The 21466-nt window shown below is 28.2% G+C and carries 19 protein-coding genes; 8 read left to right on the top strand and 11 right to left on the bottom strand.

Annotated elements, in window-relative coordinates:
* Together R3342_RS01355 and R3342_RS01350 are read right to left on the bottom strand one after the other, a co-directional pair.
* A complete protein-coding gene (locus R3342_RS01355) occupies nucleotides 1-1065 on the bottom strand; it encodes a PorV/PorQ family protein (RefSeq protein ID WP_318937862.1) in 1065 nt (354 codons plus the stop codon).
* Nucleotides 1066-1120: 55 nt separating this feature from the next.
* Complete coding sequence (locus R3342_RS01350; RefSeq protein WP_318937861.1) at nucleotides 1121-2086, bottom strand: YheT family hydrolase; 966 nt, start codon at nucleotides 2084-2086, stop codon at nucleotides 1121-1123.
* Between the two features lie 67 nt (nucleotides 2087-2153).
* Between R3342_RS01350 and R3342_RS01345 the strand changes: the two genes are divergently transcribed.
* A complete protein-coding gene (locus R3342_RS01345) occupies nucleotides 2154-2915 on the top strand; it encodes a CDP-alcohol phosphatidyltransferase family protein (RefSeq protein ID WP_318937860.1) in 762 nt (253 codons plus the stop codon).
* Here R3342_RS01345 and lptB read toward each other — a convergent pair.
* Genes lptB through R3342_RS01325 form a run of 4 tightly spaced genes read right to left on the bottom strand, consistent with a single transcriptional unit; the run spans nucleotide 2912 to nucleotide 5797 of the window.
* Complete coding sequence (lptB, locus tag R3342_RS01340; protein WP_318937859.1) at nucleotides 2912-3646, bottom strand: LPS export ABC transporter ATP-binding protein; 735 nt, start codon at nucleotides 3644-3646, stop codon at nucleotides 2912-2914. The genes R3342_RS01345 and lptB overlap by 4 nt on opposite strands.
* 10 nt (nucleotides 3647-3656) lie before the next feature.
* On the bottom strand, nucleotides 3657-4007 hold the full coding sequence (locus R3342_RS01335; protein ID WP_318937858.1) for a carboxymuconolactone decarboxylase family protein: 351 nt from the start codon (nucleotides 4005-4007) through the stop codon (nucleotides 3657-3659).
* Entirely contained in the window at nucleotides 4000-4830 is an 831-nt protein-coding gene (gene tatC, locus R3342_RS01330) for a twin-arginine translocase subunit TatC (protein ID WP_318937857.1), read from the bottom strand. Before tatC ends, R3342_RS01335 begins: the two co-directional genes overlap by 8 nt.
* A gap of 1 nt (nucleotide 4831) precedes the next feature.
* Nucleotides 4832-5797, bottom strand: coding sequence for a KpsF/GutQ family sugar-phosphate isomerase (locus R3342_RS01325; protein WP_318937856.1), 966 nt, complete (start codon nucleotides 5795-5797; stop codon nucleotides 4832-4834).
* A 174-nt stretch (nucleotides 5798-5971) separates the two neighbouring features.
* On the opposite strand from R3342_RS01325, the gene recQ reads away from it, so the two are divergent.
* The gene (recQ, locus tag R3342_RS01320) at nucleotides 5972-8170 is read left to right on the top strand and encodes a DNA helicase RecQ (protein ID WP_318937855.1); all 2199 of its coding nucleotides are present in this window, start codon (nucleotides 5972-5974) and stop codon (nucleotides 8168-8170) included.
* Here recQ and R3342_RS01315 read toward each other — a convergent pair.
* Both R3342_RS01315 and R3342_RS01310 read right to left on the bottom strand, forming a co-directional pair.
* Nucleotides 8167-8838: a ZIP family metal transporter gene (locus R3342_RS01315; protein WP_318937854.1), complete on the bottom strand. Its 672-nt coding sequence runs from the start codon at nucleotides 8836-8838 to the stop codon at nucleotides 8167-8169. The two genes, recQ and R3342_RS01315, sit on opposite strands and share 4 nt — an antisense overlap.
* Nucleotides 8835-9563 carry a class I SAM-dependent methyltransferase gene (locus R3342_RS01310; RefSeq protein ID WP_318937853.1) on the bottom strand — a complete coding sequence of 243 codons (729 nt, stop codon included), beginning with the start codon at nucleotides 9561-9563 and terminating at the stop codon, nucleotides 8835-8837. The genes R3342_RS01315 and R3342_RS01310 overlap by 4 nt, the downstream gene beginning before the upstream one ends.
* Before the next feature lie 136 nt (nucleotides 9564-9699).
* On the opposite strand from R3342_RS01310, the gene R3342_RS01305 reads away from it, so the two are divergent.
* Nucleotides 9700-10866: a class I SAM-dependent RNA methyltransferase gene (locus R3342_RS01305; protein ID WP_318937852.1), complete on the top strand. Its 1167-nt coding sequence runs from the start codon at nucleotides 9700-9702 to the stop codon at nucleotides 10864-10866.
* A gap of 19 nt (nucleotides 10867-10885) precedes the next feature.
* Here the strand turns inward: R3342_RS01305 and R3342_RS01300 are convergent, their stop codons facing one another.
* Entirely contained in the window at nucleotides 10886-11872 is a 987-nt protein-coding gene (locus R3342_RS01300; protein ID WP_318937851.1) for a hypothetical protein, read from the bottom strand.
* A 142-nt stretch (nucleotides 11873-12014) separates the two neighbouring features.
* Entirely contained in the window at nucleotides 12015-13037 is a 1023-nt protein-coding gene (locus tag R3342_RS01295) for a cytochrome-c peroxidase (RefSeq protein WP_318937850.1), read from the bottom strand.
* A 166-nt stretch (nucleotides 13038-13203) separates the two neighbouring features.
* Here R3342_RS01295 and priA point away from each other — a divergent pair, with 166 nt between their 5' ends.
* Nucleotides 13204-15648 (top strand): primosomal protein N', encoded by a 2445-nt coding sequence (priA, locus tag R3342_RS01290; protein ID WP_318937848.1) that lies wholly within the window; start codon nucleotides 13204-13206, stop codon nucleotides 15646-15648.
* Here priA and R3342_RS01285 read toward each other — a convergent pair.
* The gene (locus R3342_RS01285; protein ID WP_318937847.1) at nucleotides 15645-17867 is read right to left on the bottom strand and encodes a TonB-dependent receptor; all 2223 of its coding nucleotides are present in this window, start codon (nucleotides 17865-17867) and stop codon (nucleotides 15645-15647) included. The two genes, priA and R3342_RS01285, sit on opposite strands and share 4 nt — an antisense overlap.
* A 173-nt stretch (nucleotides 17868-18040) precedes the next feature.
* On the opposite strand from R3342_RS01285, the gene rpsF reads away from it, so the two are divergent.
* The 4 genes from rpsF to R3342_RS01265 all read left to right on the top strand — a co-directional run bounded on the left by rpsF (nucleotide 18041) and on the right by R3342_RS01265 (nucleotide 21388).
* Nucleotides 18041-18382 (top strand): 30S ribosomal protein S6, encoded by a 342-nt coding sequence (gene rpsF, locus R3342_RS01280; protein ID WP_318937845.1) that lies wholly within the window; start codon nucleotides 18041-18043, stop codon nucleotides 18380-18382.
* Nucleotides 18383-18385: 3 nt separating this feature from the next.
* Nucleotides 18386-18682: a 30S ribosomal protein S18 gene (gene rpsR, locus R3342_RS01275; protein ID WP_318937843.1), complete on the top strand. Its 297-nt coding sequence runs from the start codon at nucleotides 18386-18388 to the stop codon at nucleotides 18680-18682.
* 13 nt (nucleotides 18683-18695) lie between these two features.
* On the top strand, nucleotides 18696-19148 hold the full coding sequence (gene rplI, locus R3342_RS01270; protein ID WP_318937842.1) for a 50S ribosomal protein L9: 453 nt from the start codon (nucleotides 18696-18698) through the stop codon (nucleotides 19146-19148).
* Between the two features lie 128 nt (nucleotides 19149-19276).
* Nucleotides 19277-21388, top strand: coding sequence for a M3 family metallopeptidase (locus R3342_RS01265; protein ID WP_318937840.1), 2112 nt, complete (start codon nucleotides 19277-19279; stop codon nucleotides 21386-21388).
* Nucleotides 21389-21466: the final 78 nt, after the last annotated feature.

Below are 21466 nucleotides of genomic sequence, written 5' to 3'. Positions count from 1 at the left end.
TTATCTAAAATAATCAAAGTCAACTTTTAATGAAAAAACATTAGAATATAAGGCATTACCAACGTTAGCTATGTTAGTTAAAGCATAATCTATTTGAATGCCTTTGTACTTAAAACCTACTCCAAAATTGGGTTGTAATACTAATTGTTTACTACCATCAAATTGAGTTTCGTTTTGTAAATTACCAATACCACCTCTTAAAAAAACTAAATCAATATAGGAAACTTGAAATCCAAAGGCAGGATTAATACTTACAAAATCGCTGGCAATAATGTCATTAGTTTTAGTAAATCGCATATTTAAATCAATTTCCGTAAGTAAATTGATATCACGTGTAATTGCAAAATTTCTAGCGACACCTAATTGCGCTTTAGGCAATGTTAATTCCGTAGTTTCTGGTAATTCTTGATTTTGACCTGGAATTGCATTTTTAATTTTTTCAAATTCAGACGCATTTATGCTCCAAGTATTAAAAGTTGTGGTGATATCGCGTAACATTAAACCAAACTTCCATGAATTTTTTTCATAATTAAGTGCTGCATCAAAACCAAAGCCCCACGAAGAAGCAAATTTTCCAATTATTCTATGAACAATTTTAGAGTTAAAGCCAATGTTTAAGCCTTCTATATTTAATTGTCTAGCGTAGCTAAAATTTAATGCATAATCTGCTGCAGAAAATAAACTAATTCGGTTATAATCTATATTTCCTTCGCTATCAATAAGTTCTGTGGTGTTTAAAATATCATCTACACCAAACCTAATAACTGAAATTCCAAGTGCACTTCGGCCATCTATTGGCATTGCAAAACCTGCATAATCATATTTTCCAATACCAGCAAAATATTCGGAATGCATTAAGGCACCTTGATAGTCTTCAATTCCAATTAAACCCGCAGGATTCCAGTATCCAGAATTAACATCATTACTGGTTGCAACTACCGCTTTACTCATACCAAATGCAGCAGCATCTACACCAATATTTAAAAATTCATTAGAATATTTTCGAGTAGTTTGTGCTACTATTATATTGGATAGGAATAATAGAAAGATTATGCTTTTTTTCAAGACATCAATTTTAATAAGCGAATGTAAAAAAACTTTAGTAATAAACCTTTTAAATCTATAAAATGCTGTTGATAAATTGTAAAATACGTTCTTCGCTCCAAGTATTTTTGTGAGCTATAATGGAAGTGTTAAACCCAACATGACCACCATATTTTGGTGTTTCAAACATAACGTGGTTGTTATTTTTACAAATTTTAAATGGATAACAGCTTTCCGATAAAAAAGTATCATCCAAAGCATTTACTATTAGTGTGGAAGTATTAATATTTTCGATAAAATTAATACTGCTATTTTTTAAATAATAGTCATTTGCATCTTTAAAATTAAATAATGGCGCAGTTACTACATTGTCAAAATCTTCAAAGTTTTTGGATTTAATAATTTTTTCTTTTGAAAGATTTAAATTAGGATGTCTATTTATAGTTTTCATGGCTTTATGTTTTAACGTTTTTAAAAATCGATTTAAATAAAGTTTATTCTGTTTATTACTAAGTGCTTCTGATGAGCCTTTTAAATCACATGGAACAGAAAAAGCAATGCCTCCTTTTATTATAGAGTTTACATTTACACGTTCTCCTAAATATTTTAAAAGGATGTTACCACCCATACTGTAGCCTAATAAAAAAATATTTTTGTAGGTATAATTTTTTATAATATAATCTATAACTAAATTTAAATCGTCAGTTTTTCCACTGTGGTAGGAGTATGGCTGACTGTTTGGTTCTCCACTACATCCTCTAAAATTAACAGCAATAGCATCTATTCCATTAGCGTTAAGAAATTTTATAGCAGATATAATATATTTTGATTTAGAACTTCCTTCTAATCCGTGTAATGCAATTACACAAGTTTCTGCATTGTTTGTAGAAAAATCAAGATCTAAAAAATCATTATCTGGTGTGTTAATTCTTTTTCTATTGTAAGTTATATTCTGATTATATATTAGAGTTTTAAAAGCGGTATTTATATGCTTATTTTTAAAAATAAAATTTGGAGTATAGTTAGATTTAGTTACTGGCATAAGCGTTCCTTAAAATATTATGGTAAAGTACAAAAAACATTTACTAAATTTACTGAAATTTATAATAATGACTTTGAAAAAACAAGTACCAAACTTAATTACTTTACTTAACTTATTATCAGGAAGTATTGCTGTTTACTTTGCAGCAAACAATGCTTTAGCCTTAGCGGCTTATTTTGTGTTATTGGGTATATTTTTTGATTTTTTTGATGGATTTACAGCTCGTTTATTAAAAGTACAAGGAGAATTAGGAAAACAATTAGATTCGCTTGCTGATGTAGTTACAAGTGGTGTAGTTCCTGGGATTATAATGGTACAACTGTTATTAAATTCATTAAAAAATAAACATTGGGAATTTTCTATAGGATTAGATAAACCAGATTTTAGTTATTTTACCACGCCTTTTTTTATTTCACTGATAGGCTTAATTATAACTTTAGGAGCTGCTTATAGGTTAGCGAAATTTAATTTAGATGAAAGACAAACCAGCTCTTTTATAGGTTTGCCAACACCTGCAGCAGCTTTGGTAGTAATTTCTTTTCCTTTAATTTTAGAGTATTCTAATAACCAATTTTCAATTATGTTAATTGAAAATACCAGTTTCTTAATTGGAGTAACGTTGGTTTTAACTTATTTGATGAATGCTGAAATTCCGTTATTTTCTTTAAAGTTTAAAAATTTTAATTGGAAAAACGATTTTATTAAAATTCTTTTTATTGTAATAGCTATATTATTAATTGTTCTTATAAAATTTATAGCAATACCAATGATAATTTTAGTATATGTATTATTTTCTCTGATAGAGAATAGGTATACATTAAAAGATTAGAGTCTTTTCTTTTTAAGTTCAAAATCTTTACCTAAATAGACACGTCTAACAGTTTCATCCGCTGCTAATTCACTTGGAGTTCCTTCTTTTAAAATACCTCCTTCAAACATTAAGTAAGTTCTATCAGTAATAGCTAAAGTTTCTTGTACGTTATGATCCGTAATTAAAATACCAATGTTCCTATCCTTTAAATGTGCTACAATACTTTGAATATCTTCAACAGCAATTGGGTCAACACCAGCAAAAGGTTCATCTAATAAAATAAACTTTGGATCGGATGCTAATGCTCGTGCAATTTCAGTTCTTCTACGTTCACCTCCAGATAACAAATCGCCTCTGTTTTTTCTAACATGTCCTAAACTAAATTCATCAATTAGTGATTCTAATTTTTTCTTTTGCTCATTTACGGATAAATCTGTGAATTGTAATACCGATAAAATATTATCTTCAACAGATAATTTTCTAAACACAGATGCTTCTTGTGCTAAATACCCAACACCTTCTTGGGCTCTTTTGTACATTGGGTAAGTAGTAATTTCTTTATTATCTAAAATAATATGACCTTCATTTGGCTTAATCATACCAACAATCATATAGAAAGAAGTAGTTTTTCCTGCTCCATTTGGCCCTAATAGTCCAACAATTTCACCTTGTTCTACTTCTAAAGATATGCCTTTAACTACATATCTGCTACCATATTTCTTTTTAATATTATCTGCTTTTAAAATCATAAGTGATTTTTTATTTAGTGCTGTTTTCTAATAGTTCCCAAAACTCATAAGCTCTTCGTAAATGCGGAATTACAATAGTTCCACCAACTAAAGTTGCAATAGATAAACTTTCCATAACTTCTTCTTTAGTAACTCCTTCTTTAAAACACGTTTCTAAATGATATTTTATACAATCATCACATCGTAAAACAGTAGAAGCAACTAACCCCATGAGTTCTTTTGTTTTAACATCTAAATGACCTTTTTGATAAGCGTTTGTATCTAAATTAAAAATCCGTTTGATAACTTTATTATCTTCAGATAATAATTTATCATTCATTTTCTTTCGATACTCATTAAATTCTTCAAGTTGTTTATTCATTGCTTTTCTCCTTTTTTAGTTCATTTTTTAGAACCGCTTTTGAAATAAAAATGCTAATTTCATATAATCCCATAATTGGTATAGTTACAATTACCTGACTAATAATATCTGGAGGAGTTATTATTGCTGCTAGTAAAAGTACTACTACTAATGCATGTTTTCTGTATGTTCTTAAAAAATCAGGAGTTACTATACCCATTTTAGTTAAAAAATACATTACTATAGGTAATTCAAAAATAAAACCACTTGCTAAAACGGTAGAACGCATTAAGGATATATAGGATCCAATTTTAATATTTCGTTCTACTAAATTACTAACAGAATAATTTCCTAAAAAGTTAACAGATAAAGGAGTTATAATATAGTATCCGAATAAAACTCCGATAAAAAATAAAAATGAAGAAATTATAATAAAGGTTTTGGCACCTTTACGTTCTTTATCATATAATCCTGGACTAATAAATTTCCAAAATTCCCATATAATGAAAGGAAACGCCAATATAATTCCTGCAGTTATAGATGTCCAGATATGAACACTAAACTGTTCACCCATTGCTAAACTTTGAAATTTAAAAGGAATATCTGTTATGCATAAACCATCTGCTCCAAAAAACTTAGATACATTACAGAAAAAACGATAGGTTATAAAATTTGGGTCTTTTGGTGCAAATATTATAGTGTCAAAAATAAAGCCTTTCATTAAAAAAGCTATTATACCAAATACAAAAATTGCTAATGCAGAGCGTACTAAATGCCAACGCAATTCTTCTACGTGGTCTAAAAATGACATTTCGCTAGTATTTTTACGTTTTTTTTTCTTCATTCTAAAAAATTCCTTCTTTTAATAAATCGTGTAAATGTACAACTCCAACAAAAGTAGTATTGTCTTCTACTAAAATTTGGGTTATATTATTTTCTTCTAGCATTTTTAGAGCATTTATAGCCATTTCATTACTTTTAATAGTTTTAGGGTTTTTGCTCATAATATCTTTTGCAATTAAATGACTAATATCACTATTTGTTTCTAACATTCGTCTTAAATCACCATCAGTAATAATACCAACAATTTTATTACTTTCAATAACAGCAGTTGTTCCCAAACGCTTTTTAGAGATTTCTATAATAACATCTTTTATAGGAGTATTAGGACTTACTTTTGGTAATTCATTTTTATTTATTAAGTCATTTACTCGCAAATATAATTTTTTTCCTAAAGCGCCACCCGGATGATATTTAGCAAAATCTTTACTGGTGAAATTTTTAAGTTCTAATAAACAAATTGCTAAAGCATCTCCCATAACTAATTGAGCAGTTGTGCTAGAAGTTGGTGCTAAATTGTTTGGACAAGCTTCTTTTTCTACATAAGAATTTAACACATAATCGGCATTTTTACCTAAAAAAGATTCTATATTTCCTGTAATTGCAATAATTTTATTACCGTAATTTTTAATTAAAGGAACTAAAACTTTTATTTCTGGAGTGTTACCACTTTTTGAAATACAAATAACCACATCATCATTTTGAATAGTTCCTAAATCCCCGTGAATAGCGTCCGCTGCGTGCATAAATATTGCTGGTGTGCCTGTTGAATTTAGGGTTGCAACAATTTTAGTAGCTATATTAGCGCTTTTCCCAATTCCAGTAACAATAACTCTACCTTTAGAGTTATAAATAAAATTTACTGCATTTTTAAAATCGTCATTTAAAAAATTTACTAAATTCGCAATTGCTTTACTTTCGTTAAGAATAGTTAGTTTAGCATTTTCAATAATTGAATTATTATTTTTCAAAAGATTATGTTTTTGAATTAAAAAAATGTTATACCTTTAAATAGCAAACAAAAATAAATTTATTTAATTAGATATTTGAATAAACTATGAAAAAAGTTAAAACTAACTGTAAAAGGAATTAAAAACACTAACTGACTAACGTAGTTAGCTGGTAAAATAATTTTTAAAGTAAAAATGAATAGTTCGGATTTAGATTTAAACGGCGCTTTAAAAAAATATTTTGGATTTGATAAATTCAAAGGCTTACAAGAAAAAGTAATAAGAAGTATTTTAAACAACAACAACACCTTTGTGGTAATGCCCACAGGTGGCGGAAAATCATTATGTTACCAATTACCAGCTTTGGTAAAAGAAGGTACGGCTATTGTAGTTTCTCCATTAATAGCTTTAATGAAAAATCAAGTAGATGCCATTAGAGGTATATCTGAAAATCAAGGAATTGCACATGTATTAAACTCTTCTTTAAATAAGACAGAGGTTAGTAAAGTAATGAGTGATATTGAAAATGGTATTACTAAACTATTATATGTTGCTCCAGAATCTTTAATAAAAGAAGAATATGTTGATTTTTTAAAAAAACAAAACATATCTTTTGTTGCTATTGATGAAGCACATTGTATTTCAGAATGGGGGCATGATTTTAGACCTGAGTACCGGAATTTAAAGAATATAATTAAACAAATAGATGATGTGCCAATTATTGGTTTAACTGCTACAGCAACTGAAAAAGTGCAGGAAGACATCATTAAAACCTTAGGATTATCTAATCCAAAAACGTTTAAAGCATCGTTTAACAGACCAAACTTATTTTATGAAGTTCGTCCGAAAACAAAAAATATTGAGTCTGATATTATTAAATTTATTCGTAAGCATCAAAATAAATCTGGGATTATTTATTGTTTAAGCAGAAAGAAAGTTGAAGAAATTGCACAGGTTTTACAAGTTAATGGTATAAAAGCTGTTCCATATCATGCAGGTTTAGATGCTAAAACCAGAAGCAAACATCAAGATATGTTTTTAATGGAAGATATTGATGTAGTTGTAGCTACCATTGCTTTTGGAATGGGTATTGACAAACCAGATGTTCGTTTTGTAATTCATCATGATATACCTAAAAGTTTAGAAAGTTATTATCAAGAAACTGGAAGAGCAGGACGTGATGGAGGAGAAGGTTACTGTTTAGCATTTTATGCATATAAAGATATTGAAAAATTAGAAAAATTTTTAGCAGGAAAACCAATTGCAGAACAAGAAATTGGTAATGCACTTTTACAAGAAGTTGTTGGTTATGCAGAAACTTCTATGTCTCGTAGAAAATATTTATTGCATTATTTTGGAGAAGAATTTGATGAAGTAAATGGAGAAGGAGCTACCATGGATGATAATGTAAGAAATCCAAAGAAAAAATCGGAAGCTAAAGAGGAACTTAAAATAGTTTTAGAAGTTGTAACAAAATCCTTTCAAAAATATAAAGCAAAAGAAGTTGTAAATATCTTAATTGGCAAAGTAAATGCTTTGTTAAAATCTCATAAAACGGAGGATAAAGATTTCTTTGGTGTTGGTAAAAAACATCCTGATAAATATTGGATGGCGTTAATTCGCCAAGCTTTAGTGGCAGGTTTTTTAAGAAAAGAAATTGAGGAATACGGTGTAATAAAAATCACTAAAAAAGGAACTGATTTTATAAAAAATCCTTCTTCCTTTATGATGACAGAAGATCATACTTACGATTCTGAAAATGATGATTCTATTATAACTAACACTAAAAACAGTGGAGGAGGATTAGATGAAACTTTAATGAAATTATTAAAGGATTTGCAAAAATCGGTTGCTAAAAAAAATGGTGTACCACCTTATGCCGTTATTCAAGAAACTTCGTTAGAGGATATGACTTTAAAATATCCTGTAACTATGGATGAGTTAAAAAATATTTATGGTGTTGGAGAAGGAAAAGCTAAAAAATATGGTAAACCATTTGTTGAATTAATTGCCAAATACGTAGAAGAAAATGATATAGTTAGGCCAGATGATATTGTGGTAAAAAGCACTGGAGTTAATTCAAGTTTAAAACTTTTTATTATTCAGAATACGGATAGAAAACTTCCTTTAATGGATATAGCCAAATCTAAAGGCTTAACGTTTAAAGAACTTATTGAAGAAATGCAGAGAATTGTTTATAGCGGAACAAAATTAAATATAGGGTACTGTATTAATGGTTTGTTAGATGAAGAGCAACAAGAAGAAATATTTGATTATTTTATGGAAACGGAATCAGACAGAATTCAAGATGCTTTAGATGAATTTGATGGCGATTATGATGAAGATGAACTTCGTTTAATGCGAATTAAATTTATTAGTGAAGTTGCTAATTAAGCCAAAAAAGCAACAGACATTCCAACTAAAATAGCTGTAAATTTTAATAAATTAAATTTATGGTCTTTAGAAGATTCAAACAAAATAATGGTGGAAATATGTAAAAAGACTCCAATAATTATAGCCATTATTTCTGATTTATAGCGAATTAAAAACTGGCTATTTTCTCCAATAAAACTTCCTAACGGCGACATTAATGCGAAAACTAATAAAAATACTACGGCATATTTTTTTGGAATTGTAGATTTTACAAAAAAAGTTCCTAAAATAATTGCTACAGGTATTTTATGTACTACAATTGCCCAAAGTAAATGTTCATGATGTAAATTATTTGCTAAAGGAATTCCTTCCATAAAGGCATGAATACTTAAACTTATAAATAAAGCCCAAGGGAAAATACTAGTATTTTGTTCATGAATATGTCCGTGTTCAGCGCCTTTGGAAAAAAAATCTAAAACTAGTTGTAGAATTAATCCAATTAAAATATAAATACCAATAGTTTTATTATATACTTTGTAAACTTCTGGTAATAGATGTAGAATTGAGATAGCTAATAAATAAGCCCCACTAAACGACAATAATAATTGCACGGTTTTAGTGCCAGGTTTGAAACCATAAACAATTATGATTCCAATTAATACAGATGCTATTAAAACTAAATATGTCATTCTAAAACTAATATTAATCTATCTGAAGTAGCTTCATTAAAGTCTTCTAATTGGTAATTTCCAAACTGATGTTTTATATTAAAACCAACAGTTTGCATATAATTTTTAGCTTTTTTTAAATCAATACACTTAACTTTTTCAATAAATTCATGTTGCTTATTATCTGCGAAAAAATTGATTTGTTTATGCACAAAGCCATTTTCAATAAATCTATGGATTTTAAATGTTATTCCATCTATAGTTTTTTCTTCAAAAGGAACTAAGGTTTTATATACTTTTTTGGTATTCATAAAATCTATAACTGCAACCCCATTATCCTTTAGACCATTTTTTATGTTCTTTAGAATTAAAATATCTTCAGCATCTTCTTCAAAAAAACCAAAACTAGTGAATAAATTAAAAATAGCATCAAATTTAGAAGAAAAAGGAATTCGCATATCATGCTCATAAAAATGTAGCGTTTCATTTTCAAACTGTTTAGCATAATTTATGCTGTTTGAAGATAAATCTGCACCCAAAACATCAAAACCAAGCTTATTTAAAAAAATTGCGTGTCTTCCTTTTCCACAACCTAAATCTAATAATTCAGCATCTTTTTTAAGGTTTAAAAAAGACACTAAATTTTGCATAAAAAGTTGTGCTTCGTTATAATCTCTATTTTTATATAAGGTGTGATAATACTTGGTGTTAAACCAAGAAACAAACCAGTCTTTTGTATCGCTCATAGGTTGAAATTGCTTACAAAAATACTAAATTGTTTTAAGTATAAGTGCTATTTATTTGTAGTATTATCTATTCAATACCTAATTAAAAGGTATTTTATGTCATTTATAATAGTATTTTTGTGCATATTTTAATTATATGAATCACGATTTTAAAATGGTTGCCACTACTTTGTTCGGATTAGAAGAAGTATTAGCTACCGAATTGAAGAATTTAGGAGCACAAAAAGTAGAAGTAGGAGTTAGAAGTGTGTCTTTTTTTGGAGATAAAGGCTTTATGTATAAAGCAAATTTGGCATTAAGAACCGCTATTAGAATACTTAAACCTATTAAAAGTTTTAAGGTTTTTGATGAAGATGATTTGTATAAAAAATTACAAGAAATTAACTGGGAACGAATTATGAACGTAGATTCTACGTTTTCAATTGGAGCAGTAGTAAATTCAAAACATTTTACAACAAATTCACATTATATTTCTTTAAAATCAAAAGATGCTATTGCGGATTATTTTAGGCATAAATATCATAAAAGGCCAAATGTAGATACTAAACATCCTGATGTGAAAATACATGTACATATTCAAAAAGATTATTGTACGGTTTCCTTAGACAGTTCAGGCATGTCATTACATAAACGTGGTTATAGAACAGCTACTAATATTGCTCCAATTAATGAAGTTTTAGCTGCCGGATTAGTATTACTTTCAGGTTATACAGGTGATTGCAATTTTATTGATCCTATGTGTGGTTCTGGAACTATTTTAATTGAAGCTGCTATGATTGCAAATAATATTCCTGCAAATATTAACAGAGTTGAATTTGCCTTTGAAAAGTGGGAAAATTATGACGAAGATTTGTTTTTTGTAATTCAAGATTCCTTATTGAAAAAAATTAAAGAATCTCATTTTAAAATTATGGGATTTGATAAAGCTCCTTCCGCTATTCGTAAGGCTCAGGATAATGTTAAAAACGCTAATTTAAGTGAGTTTGTTGGCGTGCATCACGTTAATTTCTTTAATTCGGTAAAAGAAGTTTTTGGTAGAACCATCATTCTATTTAATCCGCCATACGGAGAACGATTATCTATTGATGTTAAAGAGTTTTATAAAAAAATTGGAGATACTTTAAAAAACGGTTATCCAGATTCTACAGTTTGGTTTATTACTTCAGATTTTGAAGCTTTAAAACATGTTGGATTAAGAACTTCTAAAAGGATTGCCTTAAAAAATGCAGATTTAGATTGTAAATTTGTTAGATATGATATGTATGAAGGAAGTAGAAAACAAAAAAAAGTGCTACCTGAGTAGCACTTTTAATAACAAACAGTTAACTTCTTCTTTTTCTTTCGTTGTTTTTTGAACTTTCTCTTTTTATAGGTTTTCTGTTTGTTGATTTGCTAATTCCTCTTTTATTATTTGCTTTTACTGTTCTTCGATTATATGTTGTATTTCCCTTAGTCTGAGTTATACTTGATCTTTTAACTACACTTCTTCTTTCATAAGTTTTGTTGTTATTAGCTCTTGTATTTTTATAACTTCTAACAGGTTTTTTATTTACATTAGTAACGGTTCTTCTAACTGTATTAGAGTTGTTTCGCCTATTTACTGTATTTGAAATTCGTTCATTTCTTTTTTTAGGAATTTTATTGGTTTCAAATCTCCTGCGAGTAGTATAGGTATTTCTTTTAGTTCCATAAGAACGATTATTGTTATTATAATAATGATTGTTTCTATTTCTATAATAAGTATATCGTACTGGTTTATAATGATGTCTGTAAGGTTTATAACTTACAATTCTGTAATTAAACAAAGGTCTTGCAAAGTAATTGTGGTAATGGTTAAATACATAATTACGGTTGTATCTGTTTATGTATCCAGTATAATGCGTATAATATCCATATCTATTATAAAACACGTGTAAACCACCTATTCGTACTAATCTTCCATATCTATAGTTAATGTTTACATTTCCTATTTGAGAAACTCTACCATAATAATCGTAATAAATAGGTACATTTTCTACTTGAATTACAGCGCCATAATCATCGTATTGAACGTAGGCATCATAATTATAACCTGAGTTAAAACTAATATTTACGTTTCTACCTCTAACTCCAATATTAAAACCATTTCGTGGATTAATATAAAAATCAAATTCACCATTTTGAAAAACAGCAAAAGTAATTCCTTGTTCAACAAATGTAAAATTTTCACCATAATCATTATAATATTGTTTCTCAACTCCGTTAGCATTTGCTTTAAAACTAAAACTCGTTATTAAAAATGCTACTATTAAAAATAATTTACTTTTCATAATTCAAAATTTTAAGGTTACTACTATAGTTTGGAAAGTAGTTTCTGGTTATTGAAATACAAACAGCGTGCCAAAAAAAAACTACCCAATTGATTTGAGTAGTTTTTCCTAATAAATATAAGGCTTTTAAGCTTTTATAAATTTAAATATCTTTTGGTAATTCTCCTGTTAAAGAATTTAAGAATGCTACAATTGCAGTTGTTTCTTCCACAGTAAGATCTTTGTTTAATTGAACTTTTCCCATAATTTTTACAGCTTCATCTAAATTAGAAACACTTCCATCATGAAAATAAGGATAAGTTTTAGCTACATTTCTTAATGATGCGGATTTAAACACATATTTATCCGATTCTTTTTTGGTAACATCGTATTTACCATTATCTATTTTTTTGCTTTTTGTATATTTCCAATAGTCATCATAAACTCCAAATTTTTGAAAAATATTACCACCTATAGCTTTACCTGAATGACAAGCAATACATCCTTTATCAATAAATAACTGTAAACCTTCTTTTTCCGTTTTTGTTAAAGCATTTACATCTCCAGCAATAAAGTTGTCAAATTTAGACGGAGTAATAAGTTTACGTTCAAAGGCACCTATAGCATTCTTTATATTTTTAAATGAGATAGGATCTTTATCTTCTGGATAAGCATCTTTAAATAGTTTTTGATAACTTTCAATTTTGCTTAATCTACTTATAACTTTTTTTTCACTAGGCATTGCCATTTCAACAGGATTAAGCATTGGTCCACCAGCTTGTGCTTCAACATCTGGTTCTCTACCATCCCAAAATTGAGCTATATGTAGTGCGGCATTATAAACAGAAGGAGAGTTTCTTGCTCCAAAACCACCATCATTTCCAGGAGAAGTACTCAAATTATCTACACCATACGTTTTTAAATTATGGCATGTATTACAACTTTCTGTATTATCTTTGGATAATCTATTTTCAAAAAATAAAGTTTTACCCAACAGTACTTTTTCATTTGAAATTGGGTTAGCACTATTTTCAGCTATTAGTGGTAATTTTCCAAATATGCTTTTCGCACTTTGTTGTAAAGCAGTGTATTCTGGAACTACTTGCGTATCCTTTTTTTGTTTTTTTGTATCATTACATCCTAAAAAAAGTAACGATACAATACCTAAAATTAATAATTTTTTCATTTTTTTTACTTTAAATGTATAACTATAAATTTACTTAAATTAGAACAGATAAAAGGTAACTTACATTACAATATTTGTAAGGTTTGCTTTTATATATTATTTTATTTAAAATCCAAGTTTATTAATTAGATTTTAAATATTTTTACTTTTTAAAAAGACCAAAACCTTGAGCTACTTTATAAATGTTATTCTGCCAATTCCATTGCCAAAGTTATTTACTTATAAAATAACGGATGCGGAAGCTGAATTTTTACAAAAGGGAATGCGAGTAGCAGTTGAATTTGGTAAATCTAAAATTTATACAGCTTTAGTTTCTTCTATTCATCAAAACGCTCCTATTGGTTATGATGCCAAAGAAATTTACCAAATTTTAGATGATAAACCAATTGTAAATGAAATTCAATTACAACATTGGGAATGGATTTCAAAGTATTATATGTGTTCTTTAGGCGAAGTTTTTAGATCTGCATTACCATCGGCTTTTTTATTAGAAAGCGAAACGGTTATTCAAGTAAATTCAGGTTACAAAGATGATCAATCACTTTCTGATGATGAATTTTTAATATTTGAAGCGTTACAATTTCAATTGCAACTTTCTGTAAATCAAGTAATAGAAATTTTAGAAAAAAAGACTGTTTTCCCTATTATAAAAGATTTAATTGAAAAAGAAGTTATTGTAGTTAAAGAGCAAATTTATGAACAATACAAACCTAAATTAGTTAAATACATTCAGCTAACTCAATTTTGGAATTCAAATGAAAAACTTCCTGAGTTATTAGAAAAATTAGCTAGAGCAAAAAAACAAAGAGAATTAATTTTAGCATATTTTCAATTAAAAGCTACAAAAAAAGATATAAAAGTTGCTGATTTACAGGAAGGTTTTGGTGCATCTCCAGCAGTTATAAAATCTTTAGTAGATAAAGAAATTTTAGAGTTGTATTATATTCAAACTGATAGAATAAATTTTAAAGGTAAATCTGAAGAAGTTAAAGAATTAACATCTTCTCAAATCACTGCATTTAAAGCAATTAAAAACAACTTTAAAACTAAACAGACTGTTCTATTAAAAGGAATTACAAGTAGCGGTAAAACAGAAATATATGTTAAATTAATTAAAGAAATACTTCAAAATAAAAAACAAGTACTTTATTTGTTGCCAGAAATAGCTTTAACTACCCAATTAATTGAACGATTACAGTATTATTTTGGAGAATATTTATCCGTTTTTCATTCCAAATATTCTATGAACGAGCGTGTTGAAGTTTGGAATAATGTATTAGAAAATAAACAAAAAGCTCAACTAATTTTAGGTGCTCGTTCTTCACTTTTTTTACCATTTTCAAATTTAGGATTAATAATTATTGATGAAGAACATGAACCATCTTTTAAACAATATGATCCTGCGCCAAGATATCATGCCAGAGATGCAGCGATTGTTTTAGCAAATCAACATAATACAAAAGTTTTGTTGGGTTCAGCTACACCAAGTATTGAAACTTTTTATAATGCATCTAAGGGAAAATACGGACTTGTAGAATTAAATGAACGTTTTGGAAAAGTATTATTACCAGAAATATCTTTAGTAGATATTAAAGAAAAATATCGAAAAAAGAGAATGAAAAGACATTTTTCCGATGATTTAATTTTACTAATAGAAGAAGCTCTCAAAAACAAAGAACAAGTTATTCTTTTTCAAAATAGGAGAGGATTTGCTCCTGTGGTAGAATGTGAAACATGTGGCGAATCTCCACAATGCCCAAATTGTGATGTTAGCTTAACCTATCATAGTCTTAAAAACCAATTACAATGCCATTATTGTGGTTATAAGCAAGCAATGCCACATAATTGTTTTGCTTGCGGAAGCGAAAAATTAAACACTAAAGGTTTTGGAACAGAGCAAGTTGAACAAGAATTGCAACAGCTTTTTCCAAACACCAATGTTGGAAGAATGGATTTAGATACAACTAGAGGTAAACATGGATATCAAAAAATTTTAGGAAAGTTTAAACATCATGAAATTGATATTTTGGTTGGAACACAAATGTTATCAAAAGGATTAGATTTTGAAAATGTTTCTTTAGTTGGTATTATGAATGCTGATTCTATGTTAAATTTTCCAGATTTTAGAGCTCATGAAAGAAGTTATCAATTAATGGTTCAAGTTGCAGGTAGAGCAGGTAGAGCAAAAAAAAGAGGAAAAGTAATTATTCAAACATTTAACCCGTATCATCAAATATTACAGCAAGTTTCTACACATTCATTTGAAGAAATGTATAAAGAACAGTTAAATGTGCGTTGGCAATATAAATATCCTCCATACTATCGCACTATAAAAATTATTATAAAACATAAAAATTATATTACTTTAAATGATGGCGCTCAATGGTTAGGAACATCTTTTTCAAACGTGTTTAAAGAAAACGTATTAGGCCCTGCGGTTCCTTCAATTTCAAAAATTAGAAATTTATACATTCAGCATTTTATTATTAAAATACCACCAAAACAATCTATTGTTAAAACTAAAGAGGTTATTAATCAAATAAAAAATACATTTCAGGCGGTTAAATTATTTCGTTCTATTAAATTTATAATTGATGTAGATAATTATTAAAATTCATATTTAATAAAACCTCTAAAATTGAAAGGAGTTCCTGGTATAAAATGTATTTCTTCTATGCTTTCAGGTTCATTAAATAAACGAGTTTCGGTTGCAAATTGTGTTTCATTCCATTCTGTATTTAATAAGTTTTCAATATTAAAGCCAAAAGTTACATGATTACTAATTTTATAGCCAGCATTTATATTTGTAACAAAATATCCTTTTGCAATAATGGAGTTATCTTCATTTGCAGGTCTGTTTTTAATATGCCTAAATCCTAAAGAACCATATAATCCACTTGGATGAATGATATCTAATCCACCAGTAAAAGTTAGGTCAGGAGCTAAAGGAATATAATCGTTTCCTTTTTCTTCTTCAATAGATCTTGCATATGCATAATTTAAATCAGTATGAAAAAAAGCCCAGTCATTTAATTGGTATCGAGCACCTATATCTACACCTTTGCGAACCGATTTACCACTTGGTTCAACAATAGCAGCATCGCCTACATATACAAATTCTTGTTCCAAATACAAATACCATAAAGCTCCATTTAAAATTAATTTTGAGTTAGGCTTCCAAATAAAACCTAAATCACTACCATAGGCAGCTGGTAAAATAGATTTTTTAGTTTCTGAAACTACTACACGAGTATCGTTTGAATGAAAACCTTTACCAGATTTTAAATAAAACTGTAGGTTTTTAGAAAAACTATATAAAAAATTTAACTTTGGACTGAAAATTGTTTTTGTTGTAGATTGTGTTTGATATGTATCACTTAACTTATCATCATACATAAATTTAAAATAATCTAACCGAAGTGCTGGGTTAAGCATAAACTTACCAAAACTTATTTCGACATTCAAATACGAAAAAAGGTTAGTTTCATTTACATCACCTAACGCTAATTTGTTTAATGTGGTTTTTCTGTTTACCGTATGTGATAATTCATCATTATTGATTAAATCATTACGTAGCCCTATACCTAATTGCGAAAGTACTTCTGTAGTATTTGTACTAAATTTTTTATTCAGTTCACTGGAAAAGCCAAAAAGCTGCCTATTTTCTTTTTGTCTAATTTGATCTCCATTAATTGAATCTTCTAAAAAGAAGGTGAAATTGGAATATAGTTCAAATGCATATTTTGTGTAATAAACTGTGTTTTTTATAAACGATTCTTCATCTATATTTTTAGTGTAATGCATATTAAAATTGGTTCTACTAGTTGTACCTCCTTCAGTATCATCTATTGCTCCAAATCTGGATATTAATCCTGAATTTACAGCTCGTTCTGGAATTTGGCCTGAAGCATCCCATTTACTAGAAAATGTTGAAACTAAAAATGATAACCAATCGTTATGATTTAATTGAGTTGTATATTTTCCAATTAAATTAATGCGATTAAAATTTTGTGGACTATCAAAAGGTCCATCATTTAAAATATATTCAGTAGCTATGTATGCATTTTCAGAATCTTTATTTAAAATATTTAGAAGTCCTAAAACACGGATATAATTGAATTGTCCTAATTCAGTTTTAATCGTATTTTTTTCTAAGTGATTTTTAGTTTCAAACCCAACATAACCTGCTGTTGTAAAATTTCCTTTATTAGCATAATAAGTTCCTTTTCCAAAATCTATTTTTTGTATAATTTCAGGAATTAAAAAATGTAAATCGGCATAACCTTGCCCATGTGCATGTGAAACCATATTTACTGGCATGTCATCAACTGTTATGTTTACATCTGTTCCATGATCAATATCAAATCCACGTAAAAATAGTTGTTCAGCTTTTCCGCCACCTGCATGTTGTCCAATTATTAAACCAGGCACTTTTTGTAAAATTTCTTGAGAAGATTTAACGGGGTTTGTCTCAATATTTATTTTAGTAAATAGATTTAAAGCATTTAATTTTGGTTCAATTATAACTTCATTTAATGATATTGTTTTTTCCTTTAGTTTAATTTCTATTTTGTGGTTGAAAGTTGTTAATACAAATTCTGTAGTTTCAAATCCAACGTGACTTATTTTTAAGTGATCTCCAATTTTCATGTCAGTAATGGTAAATATGCCTTTTGAATCGGTATGTACATGAGTATTTGATTCTGAATGAAACACGTAAGCACCTTCAATAGGTTTTCCAAATGAATTTATTATTTCACCTGTAATTTCTTGAGATTTAATGTGTTGAGATATTATTGCTAGGGACAAAAAAAATATAAATTTTCTCATTTAAGCCTGAAATTTATAGTTATATAATTAGTTAAATTAAAGATATTTAAAATTTAAAAATTGGTAGGTTATGCATGTTACATTATTACAAAATATTTTTAGTGAACCCATTTGATGCTTAACAATAAAATTGTATATTTGCACGCTTAAAAGTAAAACTTAAATTATTAATTATGAATCATTACGAAACTGTTTTCATTTTGAATCCCGTTTTATCTGATGTTCAGGTAAAGGAAACAGTAAAGAAGTTTGAAGACTATCTTGTTTCTAAAGGTGCCGAAGTGGTTTACAAAGAAGATTGGGGCTTAAAAAAATTAGCTTACACAATCCAAAACAAAAAAAGTGGATTTTACCACTTATTTGAATTTAAAGCTGATGGTAGTGTTGTAGCTCCATTTGAATTAGAATTTAGAAGAGATGATAGCGTTATGCGTTATTTAACTGTTAAGTTAGATAAACATGCTGCTGCTTGGGCTGAAAAAAGAAAAGAAAGAGTTAAAGCATTAAAAAAATAAGCCATGGCAAACATTGAACAACAATCAAAAGGAGGAAAACAAGGTGAAGTTCGTTACCTAACTCCATTAGATATTGACACTAAACAGGTAAAAAAATACTGTAGATTCAAAAAAAATGGCATTAAATATATTGATTATAAAGATGCTAAATTTTTATTATACTTAGTAAATGAGCAAGGTAAAATTTTACCTCGTCGTTTAACTGGAACCTCTTTAAAATACCAACGTAAAGTTTCAGTAGCTATCAAAAGAGCTCGTCATTTGGCATTAATGCCTTATGTAGGAGATATGTTAAAATAAAAGAGGAACAATTATGGAAATTATATTAAAACAAGATGTTGAAGCCTTAGGCTTTAAAGATGATATTGTTACTGTTAAAAATGGTTATGGACGTAACTATTTAATTCCTCAAGGATTTGCAGTACTAGCAACTACTTCTGCTAAAAAAGTATTAGCAGAAACTTTAAAACAACGTGCTTTTAAAGAAGAGAAAATAATAAAAGATGCCACTAAAATTGCAGACGCAATTAAAGATTTAGAAATTAAAATTGCTGCTAAAACAGCTGATAATACTAAATTATTTGGTTCTGTAAGTAACGCTAATGTTTCAGAAGAATTAGCTAAAGCAGGTCATGAAGTGGATAAAAAATACATTAAAGTAGAAGGAGGAACTATTAAAAGAATTGGAAAATACAATGCAACAATTAGATTACACCGAGAGGTAATTGTTGAGTTACCAATTGAAATTATTGCGGAAGCAAATTAATAGTTTTCATTCTGAACATATTTAAAACTCACTTATTTTTTAAGTGAGTTTTTTTTTGCAACAAATATTGTTGTTAAATCCTAAAAGCATTCCTAAATTTACCAAACATTTATTTAAAATATTTAAAAATGAAGAAAATACTAATATTGACCATTTTATCGATTACTATTTTATCGTGTAATCAAAATAACAAAAAGACTTCCATGCAAAATGACGAAAACAACAATCCTTTTTTTAAAGAAAGTGCATTGCCTTATAGCGCACCAGATTTTACTAAAATAAAAAACAAGCACTTTAAACCAGCTTTGCTAGAAGCAATGAAACAACAATCTAATGCTATAAACAAAATTGTTGAAAATTCAGAAAAACCTACTTTTGATAATACCATTCTTGCTTTAGAAAAAAGTAAAAAGATGTTAGATAGAGTTGAAAATGTTTTTAATGCTTTAACAGGTGCAAATACTAACGATACTTTAAAAAAAGTGCAAACAGAAATATCTCCTTTAGAGGCAAAACATTTTGATGAAATTTACCTAAATAATAAATTGTTTTCTAAAGTTAAAAACATTTATGATAATCGCGAAAATTTAAAGTTAGACGCAGAATCTTTAAAATTAGTAGACTACTACTATAAAAAATTCATTGCTGCAGGAGCAAATTTATCTGATGAAGATAAATCCAAACTTAAAGATATTAATGCGCAACTTGCAACTTTAAGCACAAAATTCAACCAAACCTTATTAGCAGCAGATGCAGCAGCAACTATTGAAATTCACGATGTTAAAAAATTAGCAGGTTTTTCAAAATCTCAAATAGCTAATATTAAAGATAAAACAAAGGAAAATACTTGGTTACTTACTATTACTAACACTACACAACAATCTCAATTACAGTATTTAAAAAATAGAGATGTTCGTAAACAATTATTTGAAGCTGGTTGGAATAGAACTAATGGAGGAAAATATGATACCAAAGGTATTGTAACAAAAATGGTAGAATTAAGAGCTCAAAAAGCAAAATTACTTGGGTTTAAAAATTTCGCTTCTTGGAGATTGCAAAACACAATGGCTAAAAAACCACAAGCTGTGTTAGATTTGTTTGCAAAATTAGTTCCAGCAGCTACTTCAAAAGCGAGAAAAGAAGCTGCAGAAATTCAAAAAATGATTAAAAAAGAAGGTAAAGACTTTAAACTAGAACCTTGGGACTGGAATTTTTATGCTGAAAAAGTTAGAAAAGCTAAATATAATTTAGATGAAAATGAAGTTAAACCATATTTTGAACTTAAAACAGTTTTAGAAAAAGGTGTTTTTTATGCAGCAACTAAATTATATGGAATTACCTTTAAAAAAAGAACGGATTTACCTACTTACCAAAAAGATGTTATGACTTACGAGTTGTTTGAGGAAGATGGTACACCACTTGGTTTGTTTTATGCAGATTACTATGCTCGTCCTTCTAAAAGTGGAGGAGCTTGGATGGATAATTTTGTAACGCAGTCTACTTTATATAACAAAAAACCTGTTATTTATAATGTTATGAATATTGCTAAACCAGCAGATGGAGAACCAACTTTATTAACTTTTGATGAAGTAGAAACTATGTTTCATGAATTTGGACATGCTTTACATGGGTTTTTTGCAAGTCAACATTACCCAAGTTTATCAGGTACATCTGTATCCAGAGATTTTGTAGAATTCCCTTCTCAATTTAATGAACATTGGGCATTATATCCTGAAGTTCTTAAAAATTATGCTTTAAACTATAAAGATGGAAGTAAAATTCCTAAAGAATTAATTACTAAAATTAAAAATGCAAGTACTTTCAATCAAGGATATAGTTTAACAGAAGTTTTAGCAGCTTCAAATTTAGATATGCTTTGGCATACTATTTCTGCAGATACTAAAATAGATGATGTGAATCAATTTGAAAATAAAGCTTTAAACTCTGTACATTTATTAATGAGAGAAGTTCCAACTAGATATCGCTCTACTTATTTCGCTCATATTTTTGCAGGAGGATACGCAGCAGGATATTATTCATATTTATGGACAGAAGTATTAAGTCATGATGCATATGATTATTTTACAGAACATGGAGGTTTAACAAGAGAAAATGGACAACGCTTTAGAAATATGGTTTTATCTCGTGGAAACACATTAGAATTAGAAAAAATGTATGAAGATTTTAGAGAATCAGCTCCTAAAATTGAACCAATGATAAAAGCAAGAGGTTTAAACTAAAGATTTAAACCTTATTTAATTACATGTAAAGTTTTTAACAATATTTGGTTAATAAACTAAAAAAAGCCTACTCAATCA

It is taken from the genome of Lutibacter sp. (genome assembly GCF_033723435.1).
In the GTDB taxonomy this organism is placed as follows: domain Bacteria; phylum Bacteroidota; class Bacteroidia; order Flavobacteriales; family Flavobacteriaceae; genus Lutibacter.
Note: the sequence above shows the minus strand (reverse complement) of the source record. Positions and strands in the feature narration are given on the sequence as shown.